The sequence below is a fragment of the Kitasatospora sp. NPDC048239 genome (assembly GCF_043202015.1).
Taxonomy (GTDB): Bacteria; Actinomycetota; Actinomycetes; order Streptomycetales; family Streptomycetaceae; genus Kitasatospora.
The window spans coordinates 1-24157 of the sequence record NZ_JBICZP010000008.1; the positions used below are offsets into that span (position 1 = coordinate 1).

The 24157-nt window shown below is 73.5% G+C and carries 20 protein-coding genes; 7 read left to right on the top strand and 13 right to left on the bottom strand.

Annotated elements, in window-relative coordinates; translation table 11 throughout:
* Positions 1 to 125: 125 nt before the first annotated feature.
* Together ACGFZP_RS22085 and ACGFZP_RS22090 are read right to left on the bottom strand one after the other, a co-directional pair.
* Positions 126 to 578 carry a GNAT family N-acetyltransferase gene (locus ACGFZP_RS22085; RefSeq protein WP_392935564.1) on the bottom strand — a complete coding sequence of 151 codons (453 nt, stop codon included), beginning with the start codon at positions 576 to 578 and terminating at the stop codon, positions 126 to 128.
* A gap of 144 nt (positions 579 to 722) precedes the next feature.
* The gene (locus tag ACGFZP_RS22090) at positions 723 to 1514 is read right to left on the bottom strand and encodes a VOC family protein (RefSeq protein WP_392935566.1); all 792 of its coding nucleotides are present in this window, start codon (positions 1512 to 1514) and stop codon (positions 723 to 725) included.
* Positions 1515 to 1669: 155 nt separating this feature from the next.
* Between ACGFZP_RS22090 and ACGFZP_RS22095 the strand changes: the two genes are divergently transcribed.
* The 3 genes from ACGFZP_RS22095 to ACGFZP_RS22105 all read left to right on the top strand — a co-directional run bounded on the left by ACGFZP_RS22095 (position 1670) and on the right by ACGFZP_RS22105 (position 6661).
* Positions 1670 to 3907, top strand: a complete 2238-nt coding sequence (locus ACGFZP_RS22095; RefSeq protein WP_392935567.1) for an ATP-dependent RecD-like DNA helicase — start codon at positions 1670 to 1672, stop codon at positions 3905 to 3907.
* Between the two features lie 224 nt (positions 3908 to 4131).
* Entirely contained in the window at positions 4132 to 5421 is a 1290-nt protein-coding gene (locus ACGFZP_RS22100) for a citrate synthase (protein ID WP_387941896.1), read from the top strand.
* Positions 5422 to 5941: 520 nt separating this feature from the next.
* A complete protein-coding gene (locus ACGFZP_RS22105) occupies positions 5942 to 6661 on the top strand; it encodes an SDR family NAD(P)-dependent oxidoreductase (protein ID WP_392935569.1) in 720 nt (239 codons plus the stop codon).
* Between the two features lie 125 nt (positions 6662 to 6786).
* Here the strand turns inward: ACGFZP_RS22105 and ACGFZP_RS22110 are convergent, their stop codons facing one another.
* From ACGFZP_RS22110 to ACGFZP_RS22120, 3 genes are all read right to left on the bottom strand, one after another.
* On the bottom strand, positions 6787 to 9105 hold the full coding sequence (locus tag ACGFZP_RS22110) for a heavy metal translocating P-type ATPase (protein WP_392935571.1): 2319 nt from the start codon (positions 9103 to 9105) through the stop codon (positions 6787 to 6789).
* A gap of 79 nt (positions 9106 to 9184) precedes the next feature.
* Positions 9185 to 9403 (bottom strand): heavy-metal-associated domain-containing protein, encoded by a 219-nt coding sequence (locus ACGFZP_RS22115; RefSeq protein WP_392935573.1) that lies wholly within the window; start codon positions 9401 to 9403, stop codon positions 9185 to 9187.
* Between the two features lie 282 nt (positions 9404 to 9685).
* The gene (locus tag ACGFZP_RS22120) at positions 9686 to 10627 is read right to left on the bottom strand and encodes a PrsW family intramembrane metalloprotease (RefSeq protein ID WP_392935576.1); all 942 of its coding nucleotides are present in this window, start codon (positions 10625 to 10627) and stop codon (positions 9686 to 9688) included.
* Between the two features lie 171 nt (positions 10628 to 10798).
* On the opposite strand from ACGFZP_RS22120, the gene ACGFZP_RS22125 reads away from it, so the two are divergent.
* Positions 10799 to 11995 carry a PP2C family protein-serine/threonine phosphatase gene (locus ACGFZP_RS22125; RefSeq protein ID WP_392935578.1) on the top strand — a complete coding sequence of 399 codons (1197 nt, stop codon included), beginning with the start codon at positions 10799 to 10801 and terminating at the stop codon, positions 11993 to 11995.
* Here the strand turns inward: ACGFZP_RS22125 and dhaL are convergent.
* Entirely contained in the window at positions 11952 to 12611 is a 660-nt protein-coding gene (gene dhaL, locus ACGFZP_RS22130) for a dihydroxyacetone kinase subunit DhaL (RefSeq protein ID WP_392935580.1), read from the bottom strand. The genes ACGFZP_RS22125 and dhaL overlap by 44 nt on opposite strands.
* A 22-nt stretch (positions 12612 to 12633) precedes the next feature.
* A complete protein-coding gene (gene dhaK / locus ACGFZP_RS22135; protein WP_392935582.1) occupies positions 12634 to 13629 on the bottom strand; it encodes a dihydroxyacetone kinase subunit DhaK in 996 nt (331 codons plus the stop codon).
* A 139-nt stretch (positions 13630 to 13768) separates the two neighbouring features.
* Here dhaK and dhaM point away from each other — a divergent pair, with 139 nt between their 5' ends.
* On the top strand, positions 13769 to 14161 hold the full coding sequence (dhaM, locus tag ACGFZP_RS22140; RefSeq protein ID WP_392935584.1) for a dihydroxyacetone kinase phosphoryl donor subunit DhaM: 393 nt from the start codon (positions 13769 to 13771) through the stop codon (positions 14159 to 14161).
* A gap of 13 nt (positions 14162 to 14174) precedes the next feature.
* Here dhaM and ACGFZP_RS22145 read toward each other — a convergent pair whose 3' ends face one another.
* Positions 14175 to 15890, bottom strand: coding sequence for a bifunctional 3'-5' exonuclease/DNA polymerase (locus tag ACGFZP_RS22145; RefSeq protein ID WP_392935586.1), 1716 nt, complete (start codon positions 15888 to 15890; stop codon positions 14175 to 14177).
* 135 nt (positions 15891 to 16025) lie between these two features.
* On the opposite strand from ACGFZP_RS22145, the gene ACGFZP_RS22150 reads away from it, so the two are divergent.
* Positions 16026 to 18050 carry a M3 family metallopeptidase gene (locus tag ACGFZP_RS22150; protein ID WP_392935588.1) on the top strand — a complete coding sequence of 675 codons (2025 nt, stop codon included), beginning with the start codon at positions 16026 to 16028 and terminating at the stop codon, positions 18048 to 18050.
* A 73-nt stretch (positions 18051 to 18123) separates the two neighbouring features.
* Here ACGFZP_RS22150 and ACGFZP_RS22155 read toward each other — a convergent pair whose 3' ends face one another.
* Both ACGFZP_RS22155 and ACGFZP_RS22160 read right to left on the bottom strand, forming a co-directional pair.
* A complete protein-coding gene (locus ACGFZP_RS22155) occupies positions 18124 to 19578 on the bottom strand; it encodes a cellulase family glycosylhydrolase (protein ID WP_392935591.1) in 1455 nt (484 codons plus the stop codon).
* Positions 19579 to 19652: 74 nt separating this feature from the next.
* Positions 19653 to 20303 (bottom strand): TetR family transcriptional regulator, encoded by a 651-nt coding sequence (locus ACGFZP_RS22160; RefSeq protein ID WP_392935593.1) that lies wholly within the window; start codon positions 20301 to 20303, stop codon positions 19653 to 19655.
* A 155-nt stretch (positions 20304 to 20458) separates the two neighbouring features.
* Between ACGFZP_RS22160 and ACGFZP_RS22165 the strand changes: the two genes are divergently transcribed.
* Positions 20459 to 21682: an acyl-CoA dehydrogenase family protein gene (locus ACGFZP_RS22165; RefSeq protein ID WP_392935595.1), complete on the top strand. Its 1224-nt coding sequence runs from the start codon at positions 20459 to 20461 to the stop codon at positions 21680 to 21682.
* An 18-nt stretch (positions 21683 to 21700) separates the two neighbouring features.
* On the opposite strand, the gene ACGFZP_RS22170 is transcribed toward ACGFZP_RS22165, so the two are convergent.
* From ACGFZP_RS22170 to ACGFZP_RS22180, 3 genes are all read right to left on the bottom strand, one after another.
* Positions 21701 to 22366 (bottom strand): phosphatase PAP2 family protein, encoded by a 666-nt coding sequence (locus ACGFZP_RS22170; protein ID WP_392935598.1) that lies wholly within the window; start codon positions 22364 to 22366, stop codon positions 21701 to 21703.
* A gap of 120 nt (positions 22367 to 22486) precedes the next feature.
* Complete coding sequence (locus ACGFZP_RS22175) at positions 22487 to 23296, bottom strand: enoyl-CoA hydratase/isomerase family protein (protein ID WP_392935600.1); 810 nt, start codon at positions 23294 to 23296, stop codon at positions 22487 to 22489.
* A gap of 37 nt (positions 23297 to 23333) precedes the next feature.
* Complete coding sequence (locus ACGFZP_RS22180) at positions 23334 to 23999, bottom strand: TetR/AcrR family transcriptional regulator (protein ID WP_392935603.1); 666 nt, start codon at positions 23997 to 23999, stop codon at positions 23334 to 23336.
* Positions 24000 to 24157: the final 158 nt, after the last annotated feature.

Below are 24157 nucleotides of genomic sequence, written 5' to 3' on the forward strand. Positions count from 1 at the left end.
GATGGTACTGCAGGGGGGACCCTGTGGGAGAGTAGGACGCCGCCGAACAATCATTCCAAAGAAGCCCTGACCGGTCACCGGTCAGGGCTTCTTTGCGTTGTCCCCGGATTTGCCGGTTTACCGGTTTACAGCGCGAGCTTGAATCCGAAGTGCGACTGGACGAAACCGAGGCGCTCGTAGAAGCGGTGGGCGTCGGTGCGGGTCGCGTCGGAGGTGAGCTGGACGAGGTCGGCGCCGAGTTCGCGGGAGCGGTCGATCGCCCAGGTGATCAGCTCGCTGCCGAGGCCCGTACCGCGTTCGTCGGCGTGGATGCGGACGCCCTCGATGATGGTCCGGGTCGAGCCCTTCCGGGAGAGGCCGGGGACGACGGTCAGCTGGAGGGTGCCGATGGTCCGGCCGGCGCGTTCGGCGACGACCAGGTGCTGGTGCGGGTCGCCGTCGATGCGGGCGAAGGCGGTCAGGTACGGGGTGAGGTCGTCGGGGCTCTCGCGGGTGGCGCCCAGCGGGTCGTCGGCGAGCATGGCCACTATCGCGGACAGGTCGTCGGAGGTGGCGCGGCGGATCGTCAGGTCGTTCATGATCACAGCGTAAGCCGCGGCCCGCAGGGCCCCGAGACGGCCCTCGGCCCACCTTCCCCTTCCCCACCTGGCCCCACCTGCCCCGGAAGAGCGGGGGCGGCCGTCCAGCGGCCGTCCCCGCCCCTCTGACGGGGTGATCCGGCGTCACCCGCCCGACGTCGCGCTGGTGATGACGGCGAAGACCGCGCCGTGCGGGTCGATCAGCTGGGCGAGGCGGCCGACGCCGTGGACGTCCATCGCCGAGATCCGGGCGGTGGCGCCGAGCCGTTCGGCGGTGGCGAGGCTCGCGTCGACGTCGGACACCTCGAAGTAGGGGAGCCAGTGCGAGCCGGTGCCGGCGGCGGTCTGCTCGGGGCCGAGCTGCATGATGCCGCCCAGGGCGTCGGCGGTGCCGCCGCCGGCCGGGGTGAGCACGGTGTACATGAGGCCGTCGATCGGGACGTCCTGCTCCTGCCAGCCGAAGACCGACCGGTAGAACGCCTTCGCGGTCTCGGCGTCGACGCTGTAGCACTCGGCCCAGCAGAAGGTGCCCTGCTCCGTGACGGCGTCCAGGCCGACGGTGTCGTGCGGCTGCCAGACGGCGAACCCGGCCCCGGTGGGGTCGGTGTAGCCGCCCATCCGGCCGGCGCCGAGGACGTCGAACGGGCGGAACCGGACCCGGCCGCCGGCCTGCTCGACGAGCTCGGTGGTGCGGTCGGCGTCGACGGTGCAGAAGTAGACCGTCCAGGCGGGTGGGGCGCCCTCCTCGGCGGGCGGGCCGAGCGCCGCGACCGTCCGGCCCTCCTGCCGGAGGAAGCCGTAGCCGCCCGCCTCGGGGCCGGCGGAGACGAAGGTCCAGCCGAACAGGGCGGTGTAGAAGTCGGCGGAGGCCCGGATGTCCGGGCTGCCGAGGTCGAGCCAGTTGGGGGAGCCGGGGACGAAGGCGGTGGTGAGCATGTCGGCACTGCTCCTTGGGCGGGCCCGCCGGTGGCACGGGCGCAGGCGGTGCCCCCCTCTGCCACTCCCCAGGGTGGCACCGGGAGAGGGTCTGTCGCACCCGGGCGGTACGGTGCGTAGCGGATGGTGCACCCGTACCGGCAGAGGGGGCCCCGGTGGCCAGGCAGACACAGGACGGCCAGGCGAGCCCGCCGCGCCAGCTCGCCCAGGTGGAGGGCGTGCTGGAGCGGATCACGTACGCCAACGAGGAGACGGGCTACACCGTGGCCCGGGTGGACACCGGGCGTGGCGGGAACGACCTGCTGACGGTGGTGGGCGCGCTGCTGGGGGCGCAGCCGGGGGAGTCGCTGCGGCTGCACGGGCGGTGGGGGTCGCACCCGCAGTACGGCAAGCAGTTCGTGGTGGAGAACTACACGACGGTGCTGCCGGCCACCGTCCAGGGCATCCAGCGCTACCTCGGCTCGGGGTTGATCAAGGGCATCGGGCCGCGGTTCGCCGAGCGGATCGTGGAGCGGTTCGGGGTGGACACCCTGGAGGTGATCGAGACCGAGCCGGGGCGGCTGATCGAGGTGCCCGGGCTGGGGCCGAAGCGGACGAAGAAGATCGCGGCGGCCTGGGAGGAGCAGAAGTCCATCAAGGAGGTGATGGTCTTCCTGCAGGGGGTCGGGGTGTCGACCTCCCTGGCGGTGCGGATCTTCAAGCAGTACGGGGACGGCTCGATCGGGGTGGTGAAGAACGAGCCGTACCGGCTGGCCTCGGACGTGTGGGGCATCGGGTTCCTGACGGCCGACCGGATCGCGCAGGCGGTGGGCATTCCGCACGACAGCCCGGAGCGGGTGAAGGCGGGGCTGCAGTACGCGCTGTCGCAGAGCACCGATCAGGGGCACTGCTACCTGCCGGAGGAGCGGCTGATCGCGGACGGGGTGAAGCTGCTCCAGGTGGATGTCGGGCTGGTGATCGACTCCCTGGCGGAGCTGGTGGCGGCGGAGGGCGTGGTGCGGGAGTCGGTGCCGGGGGACGGCGGTGAGTCGATCACCGCGGTGTACCTGGTGCCGTTCCACCGGGCGGAGATCTCGCTCGCCAACCAGCTGCTGCGGCTGCTGCGGGCGGACTCGGACCGGATGCCGTGGTTCGCGGACGTGGACTGGCCGGCGGCGCTGGGCTGGCTGGCCAAGCGGACGGGAGCGGATCTGGCGCCGGAGCAGGAGCAGTCGGTGCGGCTGGCGCTGACCGAGAAGGTCGCGGTGCTGACGGGCGGTCCGGGCTGCGGCAAGTCGTTCACGGTGAAGTCGATCGTGACGCTGGCGCTGGCGAAGCGGGCGAAGGTGGTGCTGGCGGCGCCGACGGGCCGGGCGGCGAAGCGGCTCTCGGAGCTGACCGGGGTGGAGGCGTCGACGGTGCACCGGCTGCTGGAGCTGCGGCCCGGCGGTGACGCGGCCTACGACCGGGACCGTCCGCTGGACGCCGATCTGGTGGTGGTGGACGAGGCCTCGATGCTGGACCTGATCCTGGCGAACAAGCTGGTCAAGGCGGTGGCGCCGGGCGCGCACCTGCTGTTCGTGGGGGATGTGGACCAGCTGCCGTCGGTCGGCGCCGGCGAGGTGCTGCGGGATCTGCTGGCGCAGGGCGGCCCGATCCCGTCGGTCCGGTTGACCAGGATCTTCCGGCAGGCGCAGCAGTCGGGGGTGGTGACCAACGCGCACCGGATCAACGAGGGGCTGCCGCCGCTGACCGAGGGCCTGACGGACTTCTTCCTGTTCGTGGAGGACGACGCCGAGCGGGCGGCCGGGCTGACGGTGGACGTGGTGGCGCGGCGGATCCCGCAGCGGTTCGGCTTCGACGCGCGGCGGGAGGTGCAGGTGCTGGCGCCGATGCACCGGGGGCCGGCGGGGGCGGGCAACCTGAACACGCTGCTGCAGGCGGCGGTGACGCCGGCCCGGGAGGGGCTGGCGGAGCGCCGGTTCGGCGGCCGGACCTTCCGGGTGGGGGACAAGGTCACGCAGATCAGGAACAACTACGACAAGGGGCGGAACGGCGTCTTCAACGGCACCGTGGGAGTGGTGACGTCGCTCAGCGTGGACGACCAGCGCCTGACGGTGCTCACCGACGAGGACGAGGAGGTGCCGTACGACTTCGACGAGCTGGACGAGCTGGCGCACGCGTACGCGGTGACGATCCATCGCTCGCAGGGAAGCGAGTACCCCGTGGTGGTGATTCCGGTCACCACGTCCGCGTGGACGATGCTCCAGCGGAACCTGCTGTACACCGCTGTGACCAGGGCGCGGAAACTCGTTGTGCTGGTGGGGTCACGCAAGGCGATCGCTCAGGCCGTTCGGGCCGTCAGCGCAGGTCGGAGGCATGCTGCGCTGGACCATCGGCTGGCGGCTGGATGATTCTCCAACGGATGGTTGCCTCTAGTGTTCTCTTGACGTGAAGAGATTTACGGCAGAGCCTAGTGTGGTGCCGATCTTGTCCGGTTCGTACCGGCTGCGGCGGCAGGTTTTGTAGGGGCGGCTCCTTTCGGGCCACCCCGGGTGCGCGACTGTCCTCCAGATGGGGGATGGTAGAGACAGTCAGGGCACCTTGGAAGAGGATTCATTTCGTCGGTGAGGAAGACGTGAGCGACAACTCGGTAGTACTGCGGTACCAGGACGGCGAGTACGAGTACCCCGTCGTCGAGAGCACTGCGGGCAACGCCGGCTTCGACATCTCGAAGCTGCTCCCGCAGACCGGCCTGGTCACCCTGGACAACGGCTTCGGTAACACCGCCGCGTACAAGTCCGCGATCACCTTCGTGGACGGCGACAACGGCATCCTGCGGTACCGCGGCTACCCGATCGAGCAGCTCGCCGAGCAGGCCAGCTTCATCGAGACCGCGTACCTCCTGATCAACGGTGAGCTGCCGACGGCCGACCAGCTGGCGGAGTTCAACACCGAGATCACCCAGCACACCCTGCTGCACGAGGACGTCAAGCGCTTCTACCAGGGCTTCCCGCGCGATGCCCACCCGATGGCGATGCTGTCCTCGGTGGTCGGTGCGCTGTCCACCTTCTACCAGGACAGCCACAACCCGTTCGACGCCGCCCAGCGCCACCTGTCGACGGTGCGCCTGCTGGCGAAGCTGCCGACGATCGCGGCCTACGCGTACAAGAAGTCGGTCGGCCAGCCGTTCGTCTACCCGCGCAACGACCTGAGCTACGTGGAGAACTTCCTCCGGATGACCTTCGCGGTCCCGGCTCAGGACTACGAGATCAACCCGGTCATCGTCAACGCGCTGGACAAGCTGCTGATCCTGCACGCGGACCACGAGCAGAACTGCTCGACCTCCACGGTCCGCCTGGTGGGCTCCAGCCACGCCAACCAGTTCGCCTCCATCTCGGCCGGCATCTCGGCGCTCTGGGGCCCGCTGCACGGTGGCGCCAACCAGGCCGTGCTGGAGATGCTGGAGAGCATCCAGCAGGACGGCGGCGACGTCGACTCGTTCATTCGCAAGGTGAAGAACCGCGAGGACGGCGTCAAGCTGATGGGCTTCGGCCACCGCGTGTACAAGGCGTTCGACCCGCGCGCCGCGCAGGTCAAGCTCCTGGCGCACGAGGTGCTCGGCCAGCTCGGCAAGTCCGACGAGCTGCTCGACATCGCGCTGAAGCTGGAGGAGCACGCGCTCAACGACGACTTCTTCATCTCGCGCAAGCTGTACCCGAACGTGGACTTCTACACCGGCCTGATCTACCGCGCCATGGGCTTCCCGACCAGCATGTTCACCGTGCTGTTCGCCCTCGGCCGGCTGCCGGGCTGGATCGCCCACTGGCACGAGATGATCAACGACCCGACCAGCCGGATCGGCCGTCCGCGGCAGATCTACACGGGCACCGCGATCCGTGACTACGTCGCCCTCGGCGACCGCTGACACCTGCACTGAAAGGGCCCGGCCGCACTGTGCGGCCGGGCCCTTGCGCGTCCGCCCGCGCGGGTGGCGGGGCGGAGCGGAAACGTACGGCGCACGACTCCGGGGCGGTGCAGCCCGGGACGGCCGCTCAAAGCGTCCCTGGCCCGCCACACCCCGGCGCCGTGCGCGAAGGCCGCCGAGTGCAGGCGACCGACCCGGGGCCCGCCGGAGCCCCGTCGGCGGCAGTGGTGTCCCGCGGTGGCGTGAAGCCGTTCGCCACGCCGCCGCCCACCGATAAAAACTGCCGCACTACCAACCTAAGACGTATCAGGGTGCGAGAAGTTACGCCCGGGGGGTGTGAGCTGCCTCTCGCCACGCTCCGTGTCCGACCGGTATCGCACCCATACCACATCATCCACCGCGGGCTACGTCACCCTCCCCGCAGTCACGGCAACCGAGCGTGATAGGAATCGTGGCATTCCGGTACGGACCGTCCCGCACCCTCGCAGCGTGGCGGCGGAACTGGGGAGGGAGTGCGCAGATGACCAGGAACGTCGTTGTCACCGGCGGTGGCACGGGGATCGGGTACGAGGTGGCGCGGCGGTTCGCCGAGGCGGGCGAACGGGTCGTGATCGTCGGCCGCCGGCGGGCGGTGCTCGAGAAGGCCGCCGCCGACCTGGGGTCGAACGTCACCACGCTGGTCTGCGACCTCGCCGACCCGGACGCGGTCGAGGCGGCGCTCGCCGAACTGCCCGAGCGGATCGACGTGCTGGTGAACAACGCCGGCAGCCGGGAGACGGTGATCGGCGCCGGGCCGCACGCCCTGCTGGCCCGCTGGCGCGGGGACTTCGAGCGCAACGTGCTGACCGTGGTGCTGCTCACCGAGTCCATCCGCGACCGGCTCACCCCCGGCTCCGGCCGGGTGGTCACCATCAGCTCGATCGCCGCGCTGCGCGGCGCCGGCTCCTTCGGGGCCGCCAAGGCCTCGCTGCACGCCTGGAACCACTTCCTGGCGGCCCAGCTCGGCACCTCGGGCATCACCGCCAACATCGTCGCCCCGGGCACGGTGGCGGGCACCGAGTTCTTCGGGCCGCGGCTGGACGAGGCCGAGGTCTCCCGCCGGGCGGCGCGGACGCTGCTGGGGCGGGTCGGCGAGACCGGCGAGGTCGCGGCGGCGGTCTACTTCCTGGCCTCCGCCGAGGCCGGGTTCATCACCGGCGAGATCCTGCACTGCAACGGCGGCGAGCTGCTCGGCCGCTGAGCCGCCGCCTGAGCCGGCCCGGGCCGGCAACTGCTCAGCCGGCTCAGGCAGTGCCGAGGGGCCCGTACCGCGTGGCGCGGTGCGGGCCCCTCGGTGCAGGCGGGGACGGGCGGGCCCGGGCGGGTTCAGGCGGCCTGGAAGCGCCGCAGCCGGAGGCTGTTGGTGACCACGAAGACCGAGGAGAAGGCCATCGTGGCACCGGCGATCATCGGGTTGAGCAGCCCGGCCGCGGCGAGCGGGATCGCCGCGACGTTGTAGCCGAAGGCCCAGAACAGGTTGCCCCTGATGGTGGCCAGGGTGCGCCGGGAGAGCCGGATCGCGTCGGCGGCCGAGCGGAGGTCGCCGCGGACCAGGGTGAGGTCGCCGGCCTCGATGGCGGCGTCCGTCCCGGTGCCCATGGCGAGGCCCAGGTCGGCCTGGGCGAGGGCGGCGGCGTCGTTGACCCCGTCACCGACCATCGCGACGGACCGGCCCTCGGCCTGCAGCCGCTTGACGGTCTCGACCTTCCCCTCCGGCAGCACCTCGGCGATCACGTCCTGCGCGGCGATGCCGACCTCGGCCGCGACGGCCTCGGCGACGAGCCGGTTGTCGCCGGTCAGCAGGACCGGCCGCAGCCCCAGCGCCCGCAGTGCGGCGATGGCCTCGGCGCTGGTCGGCTTGACCGCGTCGGCGACCTCCAGGACGGCCCGCGCCCTGCCGTCCCAGCCGACCGCGACGGCGGTGCGCCCGGCGGCCTCGGCGGCGGCCTTGGCGGCCTTCAGCGGCTCGGGCAGCCGCTGGGACCAGTCGGCCAGCAGCGCCTCGCGCCCGGCGACCACGGCGTGGCCCTCGACGACGCCCTGCACGCCGAGGCCGGGGACGTTCTCGAAGCCCTCGACGGCGGGCAGTTCACCCGTCCGCTCGGCGGCGGCCGCGGCGATCGCGGCGGCGATCGGGTGCTCGGAGGCGTGCTCCAGGGCGCCGGCCAGCCGCAGTGCCTCGGTCTCGGTGACGCCCTCGGCGGTGTGGACGGCGGCGAGCGCCATCCGGCCGGTGGTGACGGTGCCGGTCTTGTCGAGGACGATGGTGTCCACCTTGCGGGTGGTCTCCAGTACCTCGGGGCCCTTGATCAGGATGCCCAGCTGGGCGCCGCGCCCGGTGCCGACCATCAGCGCGGTCGGGGTGGCCAGGCCGAGGGCGCACGGGCAGGCGATGATCAGGACGGCGACGGCGGCGGTGAACGCCTCGGTGGGGCTGCTGGAGACCAGCAGCCAGCCGACCAGGGTGCCCAGCGCGATCAGGATGACGACCGGGACGAAGACGGCGGAGATCCGGTCGGCGAGCCGCTGGGCGGCGGCCTTGCCGTTCTGGGCCTCCTCGACCATCCGGGCCATCCGGGCCAGCTGGGTGTCGGCGCCGATCCGGGTGGCCTCGACCACCAGGCGGCCGCCGGCGTTGACGGTGGCGCCGGTGACGGGGTCGCCGACCGCGACCTCGACGGGTACGGACTCGCCGGTCAGCATCGAGGCGTCCACCGCGGAGGCGCCCTCGACGACGACGCCGTCGGTGGCGATCTTCTCGCCGGGGCGGACCACGAAGCGGGTGCCGACGGCCAGCTGGGAGACCGGGATCCGGATCTCGCGGCCCTGCTGGAGGACGGCCACGTCCTTGGCGCCGAGGTCGAGCAGGGCGTGCAGGGCGGCGCCGGCCCGGCGCTTGGAGCGGGCCTCCAGGTAGCGGCCGAGCAGGATCAGGACGGTGACGGCGGCGGCGGTCTCCAGGTAGAGGGTCGAGGAGGCGTCGCTGTCGCCGATCGCGAGGGAGAACTCGTGCCGCATCCCGGGCATGCCCGCGTGGCCCCAGAACAGCGCCCAGAAGGACCAGCCGAAGGCGGCCAGGGTGCCCAGCGAGACCAGGGTGTCCATGGTCGCGGCACCGTGCTTGAGGTTGGTCCAGGCCGCCCGGTGGAAGGGCAGCCCGCCGTAGACGACGACCGGGCCGGTGAGGGCGAAGGCCAGCCACTGCCAGTTGTTGAACTGCAGTGAGGGGATCATCGACAGCATGACCACCGGGACGCTGAGGACGGCGGAGATCAGCAGCCGGTCGAGCAGCGGGTCGGCGACCGGCTCGGCGGGCTCGGAGGCCTCGGCGGAGGGGGCGGCGGCCGGCGGCGGGGGCAGCTCGGCGGTGTACCCGGTGTTCTCGACGGTGGCGATGAGGTCGGCGACGCTCACCCCGGACCCGAAGTCGACCCGGGCCTTCTCGGTGGCGAAGTTGACGGTGGCCTCGACGCCGTCCATCCGGTTGAGCTTCTTCTCGATCCGGGCCGCGCACGAGGCGCAGGTCATCCCGCCGATCGACAGTTCGACGCGGTCCCGCACGGCCGCCTGGGCGCCCTCGGCGCTCTGGCCGCCTATGCCGGCGGCCGCACCCGGGGCGGTGGCGCCCGGTGTGGAGGTGCTCATGCTGATCAGCTCCTTGATGAGAGCGTACGGCGGGGGCGCCGGGTCCGTCCGGTTCGGCCCCCGCGGTACGGCTGCGGGATCAGGCGGACCGGCCGACCAGCTCGAAGCCGGCCTCGTCGACGGCGGCGCGGATCTGCTCGTCGTCCAGCGGGGCGGCGGAGGAGACCCGGACGGTGCCGGCCTTGGCGTCGGCGGCCACCTCGGTCACGCCGGTCAGGGAGGAGAGCTCCTTGCTGACCGAGTTCTCGCAGTGGCCGCAGCTCATGCCGGTCACGGTGTAGGTGATGGTGCTGGACATCGGGGCCTCCGGGAAGTCTGCGGCCGCGGGCCTTTCGCGCCCGGGCTCTGATTCTGACAACACCATACCCCCAAGGGGTATTCCTGAGGGTGGTGAATGGTGTGGCGTGGATCGCATCGGGATGCGATCCGAGTGCAGAGCGTATGCGCCCGAACACGCTGCGCCCGAATCCGCGCCGCGCGGGGCGGGCGGATTCGGGCGCAGCGGGTCCGCGGCCCGGCGCGGCCGGGAGTGCGGGTGGGGGTACAGGTGGGGGGCCGGGCCGGGCCGGGCCGGTTCGGGTTAGGCGGGCGCCGACGGCTGCTGGGCCGGGATCGGGGCGGCCTTCTCGCCGCGGACCAGCAGTCGCAGCCAGAGCAGCCCGCCGAGCGAGACCGCGATCAGGCCGGCGGTGTCGTAGAGGGTGAAGAGGTGGACCTGCCGGTCGGTCGGGTCCGGCATGTAGCCGAGGTCGAACAGGGCGCGCTGCCAGTCCGTGGTGGTGGTCTTGGCGACCAGCCAGACGGCGATGCCGCTCATGCTGTCCCAGAGCGCGTGCAGCAGGGCGACGCCCAGGTAGGTGGCCAGGACGGGGAGGGTGAGGCGGAAGTGGCCGCCGCGCCGCTCGCGGAAGAGGACGCCGCCGAGGATCGCGGTCCACAGGATGTGGCCGACCGGGGCCAGCACGCCGCGCAGGATCTCCGTCTCGACCAGGGCCTTGAGTGAGAGCCCCTGGATGCTCAGCACCGCGTTGAACGCGTACCCGGCGCTCTCGAAGGCGGCGAAGCCCGCGCCCACCGTGGCGCCGAGCACCAGCCCGTAGCGCAGTCCGCTCACCCGCAGCCGCCGGCACACCATGATCAGGGCGGCCAGCTTGACCGCCTCCTCGATCAGGCCGACGCCCAGGTACATCCAGACCGAGGGGGAGAGCAGGTAGCTCTCCAGGACGGAGGCGCCCAGGACGCCGATGATGCCGCCGATGCCGAAGCAGGCGAGGATCCGGTCCGCGCCCAGGTCGGCGGCGTAGCGCTCGTAGGCCCAGACCACCATCGTGGCCGGGACGAGGAAGCTGCCGAGCAGCACGATCGTCGGGACGAGGTTGCTGTTGTCGGTGAGGAAGGTGACGGCGACGGTGGCGGCCCAGAGCAGCAGGCCGGTCAGGAAGACCCTGAGCCACTGGTTGGGGCGTGCCGTCGTGCGGGTCGGTGGATCGGCGAGGTGTGAGGTGTTGCGGTATCCGGACACCGGGCAGGGCCTCCCTTGCATAGCCACTTTGTTCGCACTGTATGACAAATGGGACATTCAGGTACTGAATGGCCCGTTGTGTTGGGCGGGTCGGCCCGGTGGGGGAAAGGCGCGGGCGGTGCCCCCGGAGGTGGGCGGGTGGGGTTCGCGGGCGTCCGTTATGTTCGATATGTGTCACCGAACCGCGGACCCCAGTCGCCTGCGGCCCCGCCGTACTCCGGGCTGCCCGAGGGCAAGCGGCGCGGCGCCCTGCTGGCCGCCGACCTGCAGGACGTGCCGTTCTGGCGGCGGGCCGCGCCCGCGGGGATCTCCATCATGGCGGTGGCGCTCGCGGACCTGATCTCCGGCAAGGACCGCTACCTGGCGCCGCTGATGATCGTCGTCCCGACCATCGCCGCGCTCACCCTCAAGCCGCTCGAACTGCTGCTGGTCTGCTCGTTCGGCCTCTTCGCGGTCTTCGGGCTCAGCCACTTCGACCAGGTCGACACCGTCAACGACGAGCGCTTCCTCTACGGTGCGATGCTCAGCTACCTGCTGCTGACGGTGTTCTCCGCCTGGGTGGCCAAGATCAGGATGCGCCGGGCGGCGGCCTTCGCGGCGGTCAGCTCGGTGGCCGAGGCTGCCCAGCGCGCACTGCTGCGGCTGCCCGGACCGGTGGTCGGGCCGCTGCACCTGGCGGTGCGCTACGTCTCCGCCGCCGACGCCTCACGCATCGGCGGGGACCTCTACTCGGTGCTGGAGACCCCGCACGGCACCCGGGTGGTGGTCGGGGACGTCCGGGGCAAGGGGCTCGGCGCGGTGCAGACCGCCGCCGTGGTGCTCGGTGCCTTCCGGGAGGCCGCGTACGACGAGGGCGGGCTGCGCGGGGTGGCCCGACGGGTCGAGGCCAGCGTCGAGCGGCACGCGCCGGACGGCGAGTTCACCACCGCGCTGTTCGCCGAGTTCCGCACCCCGGAGGTGATGGAGCTGCTGCAGTACGGGCACGTGCCGCCGATCCGGGTGGAGCCGGACGGGGGCGTGCACGTGCTGCACGCCCCCGACCCCTGGGTACCGCTCGGTCTGGGCCGGCTGGCCGTGGGCGAGCCCACCACCTGGGGCCAGCCGTTCGGCGACCAGGACGTGCTGGTGCTCTGCACGGACGGGGTGATCGAGGCCCGGCACCGGCGCAACGGCGAGTTCTACCCGCTGGCGGAGCGGGTCGGCCCGCTGGTCCGGGACGCGGCCCGCTCCTCGGCGGAGCTGGAGGCGGCGGTCGGCCGGGTCTACGCCGACCTGCTGGAGCACGCCGGCGGGGAGCTGGGGGACGACGCGCTGCTGCTGCTGATCACCCGGACCGACCGGCTCCAGGGTGCGCCCGGCCCGCGGTGACCTCCGCGAGGGCGCGGAAGAGCAGGGCGGTGGAGGTCGCGCCCGGGTCCTGGTGGCCGACGCTGCGCGGGCCCAGGTAGGAGGCGCGGCCCTTGCGGGCCTGGAGCGGCACGGTGTCCCGCGCGCCCTGCTCGGCCGCATCGGCGGCCGCGCCGCAGGCCCGCGGCAGGCCTTCACCGGCCGCCACCGCCTGCCGGTAGGCGGCCAGCGCCGGGGTGTACGCGTCCACGATGGTCTTGTCGCCGGGCTCGGCCCTACCGAGGGCGCGGACCGCCGCCAGGCCCGCCGCCAGCGCCTCGCCGAGCGCGGCCGGATCGGCGGCCGGGCCGTCCAGGGCGGCGCCGAGCGCGCGGAAGGCCTTGCCGTACAGCGGGCCGGACGCGCCGCCGACCTTGGAGATCAGCGTGGTGCCGGTCCTGCTCAGCAGCGCACCCGGGCCGGCCGGCTCCAGGCCGTCCAGGGCGGTCAGCACGGCGGAGAAGCCGCGCTGGAGGTTGCTGCCGTGGTCGCCGTCGCCGATCGCCGAGTCCAGCTCGGTCAGCTCGCCCTGCCGCTGCTCGACGGCGGCGGCGACGGCGCGGACCCAGGCCTCGGCCAGGGCGGTGTCGAAGTCCATGGGGCTCCCGTTCCTCCGGTGCTCAGGCCCGCTTGAGGGCGGGGGTGTCGACGGGGGCGTCCCACAGCTCCAGCAGCCGGGTGTCCGCCTTCGTCAGGGTGAGTGAGAAGCCCGCCATGTCCAGGCTGGTCACGTAGTTGCCGACCAGGCTGCGGGCGATGGTGATGCCGCGCCCGGACAACCGGGCGGCGACCTCGCCGAAGACGATGTACAGCTCCAGCAGCGGCGTCCCGCCGAGGCCGTTCAGCAGGGCGATCACCTCGTCGCCCGCGCCCAGGTGGTGGTCCGCGAGCACGGTGTCGACCACCTCGGCCGCCAGCTCCCGGGCCGGGCGGAGCTTCTCGCGGCGCCGGCCGGGCTCGCCGTGGATGCCGACGCCGACCTCGATCTCGTCCTCCGGCAGGTCGAAGCCGGGTTTGCCGGCCGCCGGGACGGTCGCCGCGGTCAGCGCGACGGCGAAGGAGCGGGAGGCCGCGTCGACCTGCTCGCCCACCTCGGCCACCTCGGCCAGCGGCGCGCCGCGCTCGGCCAGCGCGCCGGCGATCTTCTCCACCATGACGGTGGCGCCGGTGCCCCGGCGGCCCGCCGTCCAGGTGGAGTCCTCGACCGCGACGTCGTCGTCGACCAGCACCGTGCGGACCTCGATGCCTTCCTCGGCGGCGAGCTCGGCGGCCAGCTCGAAGTTCATCACGTCGCCGGTGTAGTTCTTCACCACGAAGACCACCCCGGCGCCGCTGTCCACGGCCTTGGCGGCGGCCAGCATCTGGTCCGGGACGGGCGAGGTGAAGACCTCGCCCGGGCAGGCCGCGTCCAGCATGCCGGGGCCGACGAAGCCGCCGTGCAGCGGCTCGTGGCCCGACCCGCCGCCCGAGATCAGGGCGACCTTGGCGGCCGCCGGACGGACGGCGCGGGTGATCACCCGGTTCGCCAGGTCGACCACCAACTCCGGGTGGGCGGCGGCGACTCCGGCCAGCGCGTCCTCCAGGACGCTCTCCGGGGTGTTGATCAGCTTCTTCAAAGCGCTTCGCTCCCTCGGCAGACGGTGCTGCCCCGACGCTACGCCAGACGGGGGTGGTGGGCACGGGTCGCGACACGCGGCGGGGCGGGCCGCCCGGATCACCCGGTCGGAGTAGGGCGGGCGTCGTAGGGTCGACGGCATGAGCGACTACGTGGGCATCGTCCTGGTCTCGCACAGCGCGCAGTTGGCCGCCGGACTTCGTGAGCTGCTGCGGGAACTCGCCTCGGACGCGGTGCGGGTGGTGGTGGCGGCCGGGACGGAGGACGGCGGGCTCGGCACCAGCTACGACCTGATTGCCCGGGCCGTCGCGGAGGCGGACGGCGGTGCGGGCGTGGTGGTGCTGCCGGACCTCGGCAGCTCGGTGCTCACCGCCGTCACCGTGCTGGAGGACGCGCCGCGCCCCGGTGCGGTGCTGGTGGACGCGCCGTTCGTGGAGGGCGCCGTCGCGGCGGCCGTCACCGCCTCCGCCGGGGCGTCGCTGACGGAGGTGGTCGCGGCGGCCGAGGAGGCGCGGGCCTTCCGCAAGGTGTGACGGGCGCCGGCGGCTACTTGGCGTCGGCGTAGCAGTCGACCACCGCCGTGCTCAGCGGGAACCGCACCGGGGTGTCCCCGAACACCAGCAGCCGGGCCTCCTCGGCCGCCTCGGCGACGGCGGCGGCCACCTCGTCGGCCAGGTTCGCCGGGGTGTGCACCACCACCTCGTCGTGCTGGAAGAACACCAGGTGCGGCCGCTCGGCCGGGCCGGGTGCCGGAAGCGCGGACAGCCGTCGGCGCAGCGCGGCGAGCAGCGCCAGCGCCCAGTCGGCCGCACTGGCCTGGATGACGAAGTTGCGGGTGAAGCGGCCCCGGGCGCGGGCCGAACGGCCGCCCGCGTCCCCGGCGTTCTCCGGTGCCTCGGTGAGGTCGAGCCAGTCGGCGGAGGGCGGCGGGCAGGCCCGGCCCAGCCGGGAGACCACCACGCCGCCGTCCTCACCCGTGCGGGCCGCCGCCTCGACGTAGCCCATCGCGGCCGGGTAGCGGCGGCGCAGGGTGTTCAGCAGCGGCCCGATGTCGCCGCTGGTCTGCCCGTACATGGCGCCCAGCAGACCGAGCTTGGCCTTGTCGCGGTCCCCCTGGAAGGCGGAGGCGGCCAGCGCCTCGTACAGGTCGCCGCCGGCGGCGGTGCGGGCCAGGCCGGCGTCCTGGGAGAGGGCGGCCAGTACCCGCGGCTCCAGCTGGGCGGCGTCGGCGACGACCAGCAGCCAGCCCGGGTCGGCGACCACCGCCCGGCGCAGGATGCGCGGGATCTGCAGCGCGCCGCCGCCCCGGCTGGCCCAGCGCCCGGACACCACGCCGCCGACCACGTACTCGGGCCGGAACCGGCCGCCGCGCGCCCAGGCGTCCTGCCAGGCCCAGCCGTGTGCGGCGTGGATCCGGGACAGCTCCTTGTAGCGGATCATCAGCTGCGCGGCCGGGTGGTCCACCGCCTTCAGCTCCCAGGAGCGGGTGGAGCCCAGCTGGATGCCGCGGTCGGCGAACGCGCGCAGCACCTGGGCGTGCGAGTCCGGGTTGAACGGGCGCCCGCCGAGGGACTGCTGGAGCTCGACGGCGAGCTCGGCGAGCAGTCTCGGCTGGGTGCCGGGGACGGTCGGACGGGGGCCGAGCAGCTCGGTGAGCAGCCGGTCGTGGATGTCGGTGCGCCAGGGCAGGCCGTCCTCCGCCATCTCGGCGGCCACCAGGGCGCCGGCCGACTCGGCGGCGACCAGCAGCCGGAACCGGGCCCGGGCGCCCGGGTCGGCGATCGCGGCCAGTCGGCGCTGCTGCTCGGCGTGCACGGCCACCACGGCGGCCAGGGCGTCCGCCCCGGGCGGGAGTTGCAGGCGGTCGGGGGCGAACAGGGTGTCCTGGCCGTCCCCGGACTCGGTGGACCCGGGCTCGGGCAGATCGGCCGGGACGGGCAGGCCCTTCAGTCGGGCCCAGGCCGCGCCCAGCGAGCGGGGGGCGCCGAACCGGCCCTCGTGGGCCAGCAGCAGCGCCTCGACCAGCCGCAGGTCGTGGCAGCGGGCGAGCCGCTCCGGCAGCCGGGGCAGCAGCGGCGCGTACGCGCTGTCGGCGGACGCCCAGACCCAGCGCACCGCCCCCTGCTGCTCGGCGGCGGCGACGGCGGAGGCGAGGTCCGGTGCGGGCAGCGGCGGGCCGAGCGGTGCGCCCGCCTCGTCGAGCGGCTGGAGCCGGCCGCCGGGGCCGTGCGGGTCGGGAACGAGGGCGATCCGGGGTGCCATCGGGCTCCTCCTCTCGGGCGTACGGGCGTGCGACCTCGACGGTAACCGGTGGGTACGACAACCCGCGGCAGCCGCTCGGCGTGGTCGGCCGGGGGGCCGTAGGCAGCGCCGGTGACAGCGCGTAGGGTCGGCGAAATGACCGAGAATCCGTTCTTCAAGGCCAGCACCCTGGTCTATGAACTGCCGCCCTTCGCCGAGATCCGGGAGGAGCACTACCTGCCCGCGTTCGAGCGGGGGATGGCCGATCAGCTCGCCGAGATCGCCGAGATCACCGCCAACCGCGAGGCGCCGAGCTTCGACAACACGCTGATCGCGCTGGAGCGCTCCGGTGCGCTGCTGCGCCGGGTGGGCGCGGTCTTCTTCAACCAGGCCTCCTCCGACACGACCCCGGGCATCGACCTGGTCGACGCCGAGGTGAGCCCGAAGATCGCCGCGCACACCGACGCGATCCACCTGGACGCCGAGCTGTTCGCCCGGATCGAGGCGCTGTACGAGCGGCGCGGCGAACTGGGCCTGGACGCCGAGTCGCTGCGGCTGCTGGAGCGCCGGCACACCCGCTTCGTCCGGGCCGGCGCCCGGCTCGGGGCCGCCGAGCAGGCGCGGCTGCGCTCGCTGAACGCCGAACTCGCCACCGCCGCGACCGCGTTCCGGCAGAACATCTCGGCCGACGGCCACGCCCGCGCACTGGTCCTGGACTCCGCCGAGCAGCTCGACGGGCTGTCGCCGGACGCGATCGCCGCCGCGGCGGAGAACGGCCGGGCGCTCGGCCACGAGGGCGCGTACGTACTGAGCCTGAAGAACTTCTCCAACCAGAGCGAGCTGGCCTTCCTCACCGACCGCTCGGTGCGCGAGCGGCTGATGGAGGCCTCGCTCGGCCGCGCGATCGCGACCAACGGCCCGCTGGCGATCCGGATGTCCGCGCTGCGCGCCGAGCGCGCACAGCTGCTCGGCTACCCGACGCACGCCGCGTACGTGGTGGCGGACGAGACCGCGGGCAGCGTCGAGGCCGTGGACGCGCTGCTGCCGCGGCTGGTGGCGCCGGCCGTCGCCAACGCGGCCCGCGAGGCGGCGGAGCTGGCCAAGGCGGCCGCCGCCGACGGGGTCGAGGAGATCGCCGCGCACGACTGGGCGTACTACTCGGAGCAGGTGCGGCAGGCCGCCTACCAGGTGGACGCGGCCGCGCTGCGCCCGTACTTCGAGCTGGAGCGGGTGCTGCACGACGGCGTCTTCCACGCGGCGGGCCTGGTCTACGGGCTGACCTTCACCGAGCGGCCGGACCTCACCGCGTACCACCCGGACGTGCGGGTCTTCGAGGTGTTCGAGGAGGACGGCGGTTCGCTGGGCCTGTTCCTCGGGGACTTCCACGCCCGGGCGTCCAAGCGCGGCGGCGCCTGGATGGAGGAGCTGGTCACCCAGTCGACGCTGCTGGGCAAGCGGCCGGTGGTGATGAACAACCTGAACGTCGCCCGCCCGGCGCCCGGTGAGCCGGTGCTGCTCTCCTGGGACGAGGTGCGCACGCTGTTCCACGAGTTCGGGCACGCGCTGCACGGGCTCTTCTCCGACGTGCGCTACCCGTACTTCGCGGGCACCGAGGTGCCGCGGGACTTCGTCGAGTTCCCCTCGCAGGTCAACGAGATGTGGATGGTCTGGCCGGCCGTGCTGGCCAACTACGCCAAGCACCACGTGACCGGCGAGCCGCTGCCGGCCGAGCAGGTCGAGCGGATGGCGGCGGCCGAGGGCTTCGGGCAGGGCTTCCGCACGGTGGAGTACCTGGCGGCGGCGCTGCTGGACTGGGCCTGGCACACCGTGCCGGCGGGCCAGGAGATCGCGGACGCCGAGGAGTTCGAGGCGGCGGCGCTGGCGAAGGCCGGGCTGGCGGTGGCGGCGATCCCGCCGCGCTACCGGACGGCGTACTTCGCGCACATCTTCGCCGGCGGGTACAGCGCGGGCTACTACGCGTACATCTGGTCGGAGGTGCTGGACGCCGACACGGTGGACTGGTTCCAGGGCAACGGGCGCACGGTGCGGGAGAGCGGCGAGGTGTTCCGGACCGAGCTGCTGTCGCGCGGCGACAGCCGGGACGCGCTGGACTCGTTCCGCGCGGTGGTCGGCCGCGACCCGCGGACCGAGCCGCTGCTGGCGCGCCGGGGGCTGGCTTAGACATTCTGACGGCCGTTCCGTTGACGGGGCCCGCCTGGCGGGCCCCGTCGCCGTCGAACGGTTTGGCGCGGGGTCAGCGCGGGGTGATGGTGACGGTGACCGGGGTGCCGGGGCGGCCGTGGGGGAGGCGGATCCGGGCGGTGCCGGCCTGCTCGCCGCCCGGCTGGTCGAGCTCGACCCGGGCGGTGGCGGGGGTGGCGGTGATCCGTGCGCCGTTCGGGAACGCGGCCGCGGGCAGGGCGAGTTCGGTGGCGTGGCCGGTGCCGTCGGCGGTGTAGCGCAGGGTGTGGCCGGCGGCTGTCGCGGTGAGCGCGGGCGCGCGGCCGGCGAGGGCGGTCGGGTACGGGCCGAAGGCGGGCTCGTCGCCCGGGGCGGGCCGGCCGGCCGGGTCGAGCGCGCAGTAGCCGCCGTTGCCCCGGCACCAGTACCACATCGCCCAGCCGGCGGCGAAGCCGTCCATGGCCGCCACCTGGCCCCGGACCAGCCGGGTGTTGCCGGGGGTGCGGGAGTCGGGCGGACCCCACTCGCCGACCAGGACGGGCAGCCGGTGGGCGGCCGGGTACGCGGTGATCGCGGCGGTGTAGTGCTCGATGAACCCGCCGGACGGGTCCCAGTCGGCGCCGGACTCGACGGCGGTGTCGTAGAAGTGCGGCGCGTAGCCGAGCCGGGGGCCGCCGGGGCGGGGGTCGGCGAAGCCGGGCAGCCGGGTGGGCACGCCCTGGCCGACCAGGACGGTCGGTTCGACGAACAGCCAGGCGCGGGTGTCCACTTGGCGTACGGCCCGGATCAGGCGGCGGTACATGTCGGCGAGGCGGCCCTGTTCGAGGGCGGCGGAGGCGGCGGCGAGGACGGCCGGGTCGGTCGGGTCGCCGTCCACCGGGCCGAACGGCTCGTTGAACAGGTCGTAGCCCAGCAGTGAGCGGTGGCCGCGCAGTTCACGGGCGAGCCGGGTGTAGAAGTCGGCCTGCCAGCTGCGCAGGTCGGCGTCGTCGTAGAGGTGGCGGAAGGCGGCCTGGACGGCGGGCTGGAAGTAGCCGGCGAACCAGTCGTCCGGGTCGGGGGTGAACGGCAGGCCCTCGTCGCGGGTGGCCCAGAGCGGGATGCCGCGGTCGCCGCCGCCGAACTTCGGCCCGTAGACGTCCTGGTGGAAGTCGACCAGGGCGAGCACGCCGTACCGCTCGGCCCAGTCGAGCAGGCGGTGCAGGCGGCGCAGTTCGACCGGGTCGAGGCGGCCGCGGCCGGGTTCGAGGCGGTTCCAGGAGACGGCCACCCGGATCAGGGTGAAGCCCTGGGCGGCCAGTGACCTGATGTCCGCCTCGGTGGTCTCGGCGTACTTGTCGAGGTTGAAGCCGCGCAGTTGGAGCAGCCGGCCGTCGGCGTCGGCGAGGCCGGTGCGGCCGTCCGCGCCGGTGGCCGCGGCGACCGGGAACCCGGCCCGGGGGGAGGCGGGTCGGGCGTCGGCCGGGGTGGTGGCCAGGGCTGCGGCGGCGGCGAGCAGGAGGGCAACGGCGGTGCGGTGCAAGCGCATCGGGACCTCGCGGGATCTCGCGGAGGGAGGGTGGGGCCCGATGATGCCGGGTCTGGCATGCGCCGCACAAGGGTTCAGTCGGCCGCCGGTGCCTCGGCGGGGATGGTCGGCAGGGCGGCGGTGGGCAGGTCGGCCGCGGCGGCCAGCCGGCCCCAGAGCAGGTCGGCGAGGGCCTGGACCATCCGGGTGCGCGAGCAGGGTCTGCTCTCCAGCCACCAGTCGCCGGCCGCCAGCACCATGCCGGTGATGCCCCGGCCCCAGGCCTCGGCGAGCAGCTCCCGCTCGGCGCCGAGGTCGACCTGGCTCTGCACGGCCCGGGTGATCTCCTCCGCGATCTGCCGCAGGGCGGGGGCGAGCGCGTTGCCCGCGCCGCTCGGGTCGCCCGGCTCGGGGTGGGTGAGCAGCCGGTAGACCTGCGGGCGGGCCTCGATGCCGGCGAGGTAGGTGTCCAGGACGTGCTCGACCCGGTCGCGGCGCTCCAGCGGTTCGCTGAGCGCGGCCCGCACGGCGGCCAGCAGGCCGCTGGTGTGGCGTTCGGTCAGGGCGCCGATCAGGCCGTTCCGGTCGCCGAAGTGGCGGTAGAGGATCGGCTTGGTGATGCCCGCCTCGGCGGCGATGGCGTTCATGCTGGCGCCCGGCCCGTCCCGCTGGACCACCCGGTCGGCGGCGTTGAGCAGCTGCTCGCGGCGCGGCTCGCCGGGGCTGGTGGGTGCGGCGGGGGGCATGGGGGTGGCTCCTCCTGGCTGGTCCGGCCGGTGGGGCTCAGGCCAGAGGGCGGGCGTTGACATTTCCTACCTATGAGTAGCAGACTCCCGACGATGTTACCGCCGGTAACACCTGTCCGACACCGGCCCCCCACCCCACATCGACCGGAGGCATCATGAGCACGTTCTCGCTGGACCCGGGCGCGGACCAGCTCGCCGTACGCGACTGGCTGCACGGCTTCGCCGCCGAGGTGATGCGCCCCGCCGCCGCCGAGTGGGACGAGCGCGAGGAGACCCCCTGGCCGGTCATCCAGGAGGCCGCCAAACTCGGCATCTACTCGCCGGACTTCTACGCCCAGCAGTACTTCGACCCCTCCGGCGTGGGCATCCCGATCGCCATGGAGGAGCTGTTCTGGGGCGACGCCGGCATCGGCCTGGCCATCGTCGGCACCACGCTGGCCGCCGTCGCGGTGCTCGCCAACGGCACCGACGAGCAGATCGGCACCTGGGCGCCGCAGATGTTCGGCACCCCGGACGACGTCAAGGTCGCCGCGTTCTGCTCCTCCGAGCCGGACGCCGGATCCGACGTCTCCGCGCTGCGCACCAGGGCGGTCTACGACGAGGCCAAGGACGAGTGGGTGCTGAACGGCACCAAGACCTGGGCCACCAACGGCGGGATCGCCGCCGTCCACGTCGTGGTGGCCACCGTCGACTCGGCGCTCGGCGCGCGCGGGCAGGCCTCCTTCGTGGTGCCGCCGGGCACGCCCGGGCTGAGCCAGGGCCAGAAGTTCAAGAAGCACGGCATCCGCGCCTCGCACACCGCCGAGGTGGTCCTGGACGGCGTCCGGGTGCCCGGCAGCTGCCTGCTCGGCGGCAAGGAGAAGCTGGACGAGCGGCTGGCCCGGGCCCGCGAGGGGGCCAAGCGCGCCGGGGGGAGGGGCAACGCCGCGATGGCGACCTTCGAGGCCTCGCGCCCGGCCGTCGGCGCGCAGGCGATCGGCATCGCACGGGCCGCGTACGAGGTGGCGCTGGACTACGCCAAGACCCGGGTGCAGTTCGGCCGCCCGATCATCGACAACCAGGGCGTGGCCTTCCAGCTGGCCGACATGAAGACCCGGATCGACGCCTCGCGGCTGCTGGTCTGGCGGGCCTCCTGGATGGCGGCCAACAACCTGCCGTTCACCTCGGCCGAGGGCTCGATGTCCAAGCTGTACGCGGGCGAGACGGCGAAGTGGGTCACCGCGCAGGCGATGCAGATCCTCGGCGGCAACGGGTTCACCCGGGAGTACCCGGTGGAGCGGATGCACCGGGACAGCGCGATCTACTCGATCTTCGAGGGCACCAGCGAGATCCAGCGGCTGGTGATCGCCCGGGCGATCTCGGGGATGCCGATCCGGTAGGTCCGTGTGTGCGCGGGCCTACCGGGCGGACCAGAAGGTCAGCCCGGCGGCGAGGGCGCCCACCACCGCGCCCACGAGGGTCTGCGCGGTGGTGTGGTCCCGCAGCACCACACGGGACCAGCCGATCACCGCGACCAGCGGGCTCAGGAGCAGCCACCACGGGCCGAGCGCGATGGCCAGGCAGACCACGGCGCCGCCGGCGACCGCGGTGTGGATGGAGACCTTCCACCAGACGGTGATCACCAGGATCGGGATCAGCGAGGCGAACATGGCCAGCACCATCGCGACCATGTCCGTCGGGGCGTCCAGCCGGAGCATGGCCACGAGGCTGGTCAGCACCGAGAGCATGACGAACGGGATCACCACCAGCCGCCGCTGACGCCGGCCGACGTGGCGGTCCTCCCAACTGCCCCGGCGGACCCCGCGCCGGATGAACCAGGTCGGGATGACGGCCGCGAACAGTGCGGCGAAGGCCGCCCAGCCCACGCCCGGCCAGCCGTAGCGCAGCCCGCCCACCAGCGGCAGTACCGCGATGATCACGTTCTTCGGCTCGACGCCGTCGGTGATCCGCCGGGCCCAGCCGGTCGCGGCCGAGGGCTCGGCGCCGGTGGTCGGCGCGGCCGGGGGCCCGGTGGTCGGCGCGGCCGGGGAGCCGGTCGTCGGCGTGGTGGTCGGCTCGGCCATCGGGTGGGTGCTCCAGGCGGGTCGGTCGGCGGACGGTGGCGGTCGGTCGGCGGTTGTCGGACGGACGTCGGACGTCGGACGTTGATCGTCGGATGATCGTATGGGCGGGGCGCGGGCGGCTCAGAACCGCGGTTCGCGGCCCTCCAGGAAGGCGGCCAGGCCCTCGCGGACGTCCGGGGCCTCGCGGGAGCGGCGCTCCCAGGGCGCCAGGGCGGCGGCCGTCTCCTCGGGCGGGACGGCCAGCGCGGCCTTGACGGCGCCGATGGTCTGCGGCGACCGCCTGGTCAGCAGCCGGGCGAACTCCAGCGCGCTCCCGTCCAGTTGCCCGCCCGGCACGACCCGGTCGGCGAGGCCGATCACGGTGTTGCGCAGGCCCGTCACCAACTCGCCGGAGAACAGCAGGTACTTGGCCTGGGCGGGGCCCACCAGCCGGGCCAGCCGCAGGGTGGGCACGGCCGGGTAGACCACACCCAGCTTGGCCGGGGTGATGCCCATCCGCGCGTCGTCCGCGATGAACCGCAGGTCGCAGGCGACGGCCAACTGGCAGCCGCCGCCGACGCAGGCGCCGTGCACCACCGCGATGGTCGGGTGCGGGAAGGCCGCCAGCGCCTCCTCGGCGGCGACGTTGACCGCGTGGTAGTCGTCGGCGCGGTCCGGGTCGCCGTAGACCTCGGCCAGCTCGGCGATGTCCGCCCCCGCACTGAAGGTGCCCCCGGCCCCGGTGACCAGCAGGGCGCGGACGCCCGGCTGTTCGGCGAGCCGGACCAGGACCTTGGGCAGCGCCTGCCAGATCGCCAGCGTGATGGCGTTGCGCCGGTGCGGCCGGGCGAACTCCAGCACCGCCACGCCGTCCTCGCCGACGTAGGCGTGCAGGCCGTCGACGTGGGTGGGCAGCGGGGAGCGGTCCTGCGTGAGCAGCGGCTGGGCCATGCGCACCTCCGGGGGTCTCGTGGGTGCGGCCACTCTCTCAGGAGGCGGCGGCGGGGTAGTCGCCGAGCCCCCGTTCGACCAGCGCGAAGGCCTGCCGGGCGTTGTCGAGGGCCTCGGGCAGCACGGTCGCGGCCCGCTCGCCGGCCATCATCCGGCGCTGGTTCTCCTGGGTCAGGGCCAGTCGCACGCTGAGCAGTTGGGCCGCGGCGACCCGGGCGGTGAGCGGGTCGTGCGCCGGGTCCTCGGCGAGGAGCTCCGCGGACAGCAGGGCGTTCGCCCGCGCGCCGAAGACGGCGGTGGCACGCAGGGCGAGGACCGGGGTCCGGTGGATCAGCCGGACCACGTCGAGGACCGCCGGATCGTCGCTCAGGCCGGTCGCCGGGTCGAACTCGGCCAGTGCGGCCGTGAAGCCGGTGCGCAGCGCGGTCACGGCGGAGGCGCCGGGGGCGCGGCTCCGCAGGACCCGGACCGGCTCGTCCAGGTGCTGCTCCATCGGGCCCATGACCAGGTCTTCCTTGCTGGCGTAGTAGTTGAAGACGGTCATCTTGGACACCTCGGCGGCGCCGGCGATCTCGGCGACCGAGACCTGGTCGAAGCCGCGCTCGATGAACAGCAGGATCGCGGTCCGCCAGATCCGGCGGGCCGTCTCGCGCTTCTTGCGCTCGCGCAGTCCCAGGGCCTCAGGGTCGGTGCTCTTCGCCATAGCAGGACTGTACCAGGATCAAGTATTGACCTGGCTAAAGAATTGACCACGCTCAAGAATTGACCGAGTCAAAAAATGCTGCGATGGTGAGGGAGCGCCATCCGGACCGGGCCGCCGGACCGCCGCACTCCGTGACTCGTGACTCCGTGACCCCTGGG

What these genes read in the sequence shown, in the direction of transcription:
- ACGFZP_RS22085 (WP_392935564.1), bottom strand. Translation starts at nt 578, where the DNA reads ATGAACGACCTGACGATCCGCCGCGCCACCTCCGACGACCTGTCCGCG.
- ACGFZP_RS22090 (WP_392935566.1), bottom strand. Translation starts at nt 1,514, where the DNA reads ATGCTCACCACCGCCTTCGTCCCCGGCTCCCCCAACTGGCTCGACCTC.
- ACGFZP_RS22105 (WP_392935569.1), top strand. Translation starts at nt 5,942, where the DNA reads ATGACCAGGAACGTCGTTGTCACCGGCGGTGGCACGGGGATCGGGTAC.
- ACGFZP_RS22110 (WP_392935571.1), bottom strand. Translation starts at nt 9,105, where the DNA reads ATGAGCACCTCCACACCGGGCGCCACCGCCCCGGGTGCGGCCGCCGGC.
- ACGFZP_RS22115 (WP_392935573.1), bottom strand. Translation starts at nt 9,403, where the DNA reads ATGTCCAGCACCATCACCTACACCGTGACCGGCATGAGCTGCGGCCAC.
- dhaL (WP_392935580.1), bottom strand. Translation starts at nt 12,611, where the DNA reads ATGGACTTCGACACCGCCCTGGCCGAGGCCTGGGTCCGCGCCGTCGCC.
- dhaM (WP_392935584.1), top strand. Translation starts at nt 13,769, where the DNA reads ATGAGCGACTACGTGGGCATCGTCCTGGTCTCGCACAGCGCGCAGTTG.
- ACGFZP_RS22145 (WP_392935586.1), bottom strand. Translation starts at nt 15,890, where the DNA reads ATGGCACCCCGGATCGCCCTCGTTCCCGACCCGCACGGCCCCGGCGGC.
- ACGFZP_RS22150 (WP_392935588.1), top strand. Translation starts at nt 16,026, where the DNA reads ATGACCGAGAATCCGTTCTTCAAGGCCAGCACCCTGGTCTATGAACTG.
- ACGFZP_RS22155 (WP_392935591.1), bottom strand. Translation starts at nt 19,578, where the DNA reads ATGCGCTTGCACCGCACCGCCGTTGCCCTCCTGCTCGCCGCCGCCGCA.
- ACGFZP_RS22160 (WP_392935593.1), bottom strand. Translation starts at nt 20,303, where the DNA reads ATGCCCCCCGCCGCACCCACCAGCCCCGGCGAGCCGCGCCGCGAGCAG.
- ACGFZP_RS22165 (WP_392935595.1), top strand. Translation starts at nt 20,459, where the DNA reads ATGAGCACGTTCTCGCTGGACCCGGGCGCGGACCAGCTCGCCGTACGC.
- ACGFZP_RS22170 (WP_392935598.1), bottom strand. Translation starts at nt 22,366, where the DNA reads ATGGCCGAGCCGACCACCACGCCGACGACCGGCTCCCCGGCCGCGCCG.
- ACGFZP_RS22175 (WP_392935600.1), bottom strand. Translation starts at nt 23,296, where the DNA reads ATGGCCCAGCCGCTGCTCACGCAGGACCGCTCCCCGCTGCCCACCCAC.
- ACGFZP_RS22180 (WP_392935603.1), bottom strand. Translation starts at nt 23,999, where the DNA reads ATGGCGAAGAGCACCGACCCTGAGGCCCTGGGACTGCGCGAGCGCAAG.